The following is a 4151-nucleotide window of genomic DNA, read 5'->3' on the forward strand; positions in this document are numbered from 1 at the left end:
TCCTCGGTCGGGTCGCCCAGGTGCCGAAACTTGCCGCACTTCTCCAAGGTGGTTAAGTCAATCAATACTTTCAGGGGACTGCCAGAGCCTGGAAGATGCACTCTCATCTGCTGCAACACCTGGTGGCGAGTCGTTCTCAGCACCGAACGAGTTGACCACTCGGAGTGATTCAGAAAGCGGCTCAACGCGCTAGCAGATTTCGTCTGGCACCCCTGAGGGACAGGATGACCCTGCGCCTCTAAAAACAGTCCTAAAAGAGAACTGAGACTAGCGTGCTGATAGGGGCTAGGCATCAAGTGAAGCAGGGCGTACACTAATCCTTGGGCGTGTTGCAAGATGGTTTCCATAACCGTCCTAATTCAACTATTTCTACGCCCTTTCTTACAGACTTTTAGCCGTTTTGCAACTCCCTGTTGAGACTGCTGCAAGATCTGAGTTTACCTAAACTTCAAAACTTTTTTCTAGTAATGGGTCTCATTTTAACCCAGCTCTTCATCGGTCAAATACTGCAAATTGCTTACGTTCGCTAACCTCGTTTAGCTAAACAGAGGTTGATCGCCCAGCCACAAACGAGTGAATCACCCAGTGCGAGAAATCAAGTTATACCCGGTATTGAGATTAAAGATTGTATAAAGCTTCTAGCCCTCCAATGTAATATAAAGCCGATCTTAGATATTATTCGTAAGAAGTAACACGTAACTACTGAGACAGATGACATAGTTGAAACCCCTCTTAAAACAGTATCGCCTTTGCTCTTCTTGTGATTCTTCGCTTTGGCGAAATCTCCCTATGTAATTTTTTTTACCTAGTTAGGAGGAAGCTGCTCTTTCTTAAATACAGTGACTTTTAGATAGGTAGGTCTAAGAGCCTAGCCGAAAACCTCTAAATTTATGAGATACTGGGCTGGAGCATGTTTCAGCTATTGATCAGTCATGTCCTTCACAGAGATTGACCCGTTATTTCTGCTGCCTGATGAAGTTTGGGAACGAGTGAGTCCCGTCATTCCCGCCGACCGTCCGAAGCCGAAAGGCGGGCGACCGAGAATGGAGAATCGGCAGGCATTGAATGCCATTTTTTACGTCTTGCGAACGGGGTGTCAGTGGAACGCGATTCCGAGGAGTTTAGGCGCATCCAGTACAGTGCATGACTGCTTCAGTGAATGGGTGCAAGCAGGGGTGTTTGAGCGACTGTGGGAGGAAGGGCTAAACCAGTACGCCGATGAGGTGGGGATTGAGGGGGAATGGAATGCAATGGATGGGGCAATGGTCAAAGCCCCGTTGGGGGGAAAAGTAACGGGGCGCAATCCTACTGACCGAGGCAAATCTGGCACCAAGCGAAGTTTATTAACGGATGGCAACGGGATTCCCATCGCGATTGTGATTGAGAGTGCAAATCGGCATGATATGAAATTGACCGAGGCAACGCTTGCGGCCCAACGGATTGTTCCAGAAGACTATCCTGAAGGAGAACCTCGAAATCTCTCGATTTAGACGCGTGTTGATCCGCTGGGAGAAGAAGCCAGAACACTACTTAGCAATGCTCCATTTATCGTGTGCTTGCATTGTAGTGCGGGCAATTCAGGTTTTCGCCTAGGCTCTAAGTATTGCTACTCATTTCGACTGAACGGTTCGCACACATACTCCAGACGCTTGTAGGGCAATTCCAGGACTTCAATTAAACTGCTTTGATGACGAGCCACAAAGTCTTCTAAGGCGCGATAGCCGTCACAGCCGCTGAGCGTCCCCATGATCACTAGCAACAGGACGACCCAAAGCGGATAGCGAGGTTGAGTGCGGAAGTCGGGAATGGTTTGAAGATGGGCAATCAGGCTCATAGTTGGAAGGGAAATCAGAGACTTCCCCTCTATTCTCCTTCTTCTCCTATCAATAAATCAGCCCTGCCCCAGCATGGGGGATTTAGGGGGCGAAGATCTCAGCCATGACGAATCAAGAGATTTGATGACAAGATTGACAGGTTATTTAATCCACAATCCTTAGTCTCTCAGGATCATTTATTTATTGGAATACTCTTACGGTCTGTCCTACCCGAATTGAGGGGTTTCCGCTGCTCGTCCAGCCTACTCAGGGTTCGACTTCCCTTTGACCCTCAATCCGTTTTTATTCGTTCCCTCGGTAAGATTGTTCATTCCGTTAGGTAGAGCCATTTCAACCACTGGATTCCCTAGACTCTTACCGCTGTTAAGCTTACTACGCGGTGGGAATGGTCTCCAGTGAAGTAGAGGTCTTGGGTGGTTGTGCCTCGCTTGGACATAGGTTGCTTTTCTAGGCTCTGTTTCACCTTGGGAATTCCCTATTAGCGCCAGTGTCATTTCACAACAGATGTCTGATTGCGCTCTGTTTCCAGCTTCACTCTCCAAGAATCGAGCTTGGTCGGTGTGGGCAGATCAGGAGTCATACCTGAGTCTGGTAGGTGGGGCTTGCACCCACATCAGACCGAGAGCTCAATCTCATCCATGGCTAGACTTGACTGGAGAGGTTATTTACGGTTTTATACCGTGATTCATTCTCAACGAATCGCACAAGCTTTTGTCCTGTACTTAGGGTGATACCATTCTTAACCTGCACGGCGATTACGATTTTTATCAAGAGAAACAAGGCAGTTGCAAGGGTTTGCAGGAACAGTTTTATAGTGCTTCTCAGAGTTGGGGTGAAGCTCTCAAATTTGTCTTAGAAGATATTATACACCTTTGACTCCGATACTTACATACTGTTTGACTATCAAGATACGAACGCATTAGGTGAAATCCACTCAATGTTTCTGCCAACCACTCGTGATTTTGCGCTAAACGCCGGAAACGTGACATCCAACCTGTATTCTTGCTGCGGAGCATCTTTAGGCATCAGTGTTAAATCAACACTTCGGACAAATTTAGGCAGCGATAATGCCGTAGTCACAAAGGGTTGGATAGTTGGGGTGGGATTTAATCAAAGTTGGCTTCAAGTCTAAGGTGGCAATAAAGCGTTCGAGAAGATGCTGATTGAGCGCCCGTCGCTTCAGCGTTGCCATTGAGAAGGGAATCGGTTCTTGTGGTGGATGTGGTCGATGGGGTGGATGAGTTTCAACTTTGGCTAAGTTAAGTGCCGTCAAACAGGCATTGAAGAACTCCGTTAGTGTCATGAATTTTTCGCCACAGATTTACGGTCATGTTTAGCATGATCTCGCTCAATCACCAAGAAGAACACGGTTAGGCAACTGGTTTCGTGAGGAAATGCTCCGATTTCATCCGATTTGGTACGAAACTCCCGAAACAAACGCTCTAGATGATTGGTCGTGCGAATATGACGGTGCAACGTGCGGTCAAATTGATAGAACGTCAACGTCAGATCGAAATCCCGTTGAAAGACTTGTACAGCTTTGGGTTCTAGCAGTTGCCAGTCAATAATAAACTGTTGGAGTCGCTGCTGAGCTGGTTCCATACTGTCTGCTTCGTAAATCTGGTATGCCTCAGTTGTGATTTCAAAGCGTCGTTGCCGTTTTGCTTCCTCCGGTTTGAGTGGTTGGTCATTGGCTAGTGTCACGAATTATTCGCGGAGGCTTTTCGGTTGTGTTTGGCATGATCGCGCTCCAGCACCATACAAAACACAGTCAGACAACTCGTTTCATTTGGAAACGCACCAATCTCATCGGACTTCGCCCGAAACTCACGGAACCATCGCTCAAGATGATTCGTAGTCCGAATATGGCAGTGTAGGTCGTGAGGGAATTGATAGAACGTCAGCGTTAATTCACTATCTTTGAGGAAGGTACGCACCGCATCTGGTTCGAGCAATTGCCACTTTTGAGCAAAGTCTTGCAACGGTTTCTGTGCTTGATTGACATCGGTTGCCTCGAAAATATCATCCGCATCACTCGTGATTTCAAACCGTCGTTGTTGCTTGGCATCAGTCAGTTTGAGCGATTGTTTTTGTGCGTCTAGTTGCGGTAATTGCTCATAGTTTAAATGCCGTGCGATGCCTCTAACTTTGTGTGTAATACAGCGTTGTTGGTGGGCATTCGGAAAGTAAGCCGCAATTGCTTGAGGTAATCCTAAACTCCCATCACTCCCGACTAGCTCTAGTAGACAGTCAATGCAGGAATGATGGATAATGAAGACCCACCGTTCCCCTACCTGAGAACGGAACCATGCCTGC

The 4151-nt window shown here is 47.4% G+C and carries 4 protein-coding genes and 3 pseudogenes; 1 reads left to right on the forward strand and 6 read right to left on the reverse strand.

What is annotated here, in order from left to right; translation table 11 throughout:
- Nucleotides 1-347: pseudogene (locus tag C7B65_RS26555) on the reverse strand (IS701 family transposase); the annotation flags it as partial.
- A 585-nt stretch (nucleotides 348-932) separates the two neighbouring features.
- Between C7B65_RS26555 and C7B65_RS26560 the strand changes: the two are divergent.
- A pseudogene (locus tag C7B65_RS26560) lies at nucleotides 933-1593 on the forward strand (IS5 family transposase).
- A gap of 13 nt (nucleotides 1594-1606) precedes the next feature.
- On the opposite strand, the gene C7B65_RS26565 reads toward C7B65_RS26560, so the two are convergent.
- From C7B65_RS26565 to C7B65_RS26585, 5 genes and pseudogenes are all read right to left on the reverse strand, one after another.
- A complete protein-coding gene (locus tag C7B65_RS26565; RefSeq protein WP_073075336.1) occupies nucleotides 1607-1834 on the reverse strand; it encodes a transposase family protein in 228 nt (75 codons plus the stop codon).
- Nucleotides 1835-2738: 904 nt separating this feature from the next.
- A complete protein-coding gene (locus C7B65_RS29425; protein WP_262983573.1) occupies nucleotides 2739-2861 on the reverse strand; it encodes a hypothetical protein in 123 nt (40 codons plus the stop codon).
- Nucleotides 2862-2889: 28 nt separating this feature from the next.
- The gene (locus tag C7B65_RS29785; RefSeq protein WP_073075334.1) at nucleotides 2890-3138 is read right to left on the reverse strand and encodes a hypothetical protein; all 249 of its coding nucleotides are present in this window, start codon (nucleotides 3136-3138) and stop codon (nucleotides 2890-2892) included.
- Nucleotides 3135-3524, reverse strand: a pseudogene (locus tag C7B65_RS26580) (transposase); the annotation flags it as partial. The gene C7B65_RS29785 and the pseudogene C7B65_RS26580, both read right to left, overlap by 4 nt.
- 11 nt (nucleotides 3525-3535) lie before the next feature.
- Nucleotides 3536-4151, reverse strand: a 616-nt coding sequence (locus C7B65_RS26585; protein ID WP_106254241.1) for a transposase, incomplete at its 5' end; no start/stop codon positions are given.

This window comes from Phormidesmis priestleyi ULC007 (assembly GCF_003003695.1).
GTDB lineage: Bacteria > Cyanobacteriota > Cyanobacteriia > Leptolyngbyales > Leptolyngbyaceae > Phormidesmis_A > Phormidesmis_A priestleyi_A.

What these genes read in the sequence shown, in the direction of transcription:
- C7B65_RS26565 (WP_073075336.1), bottom strand. Translation starts at nt 1,834, where the DNA reads ATGAGCCTGATTGCCCATCTTCAAACCATTCCCGACTTCCGCACTCAA.
- C7B65_RS29425 (WP_262983573.1), bottom strand. Translation starts at nt 2,861, where the DNA reads ATGCCTAAAGATGCTCCGCAGCAAGAATACAGGTTGGATGTCACGTTT.
- C7B65_RS29785 (WP_073075334.1), bottom strand. Translation starts at nt 3,138, where the DNA reads ATGACACTAACGGAGTTCTTCAATGCCTGTTTGACGGCACTTAACTTA.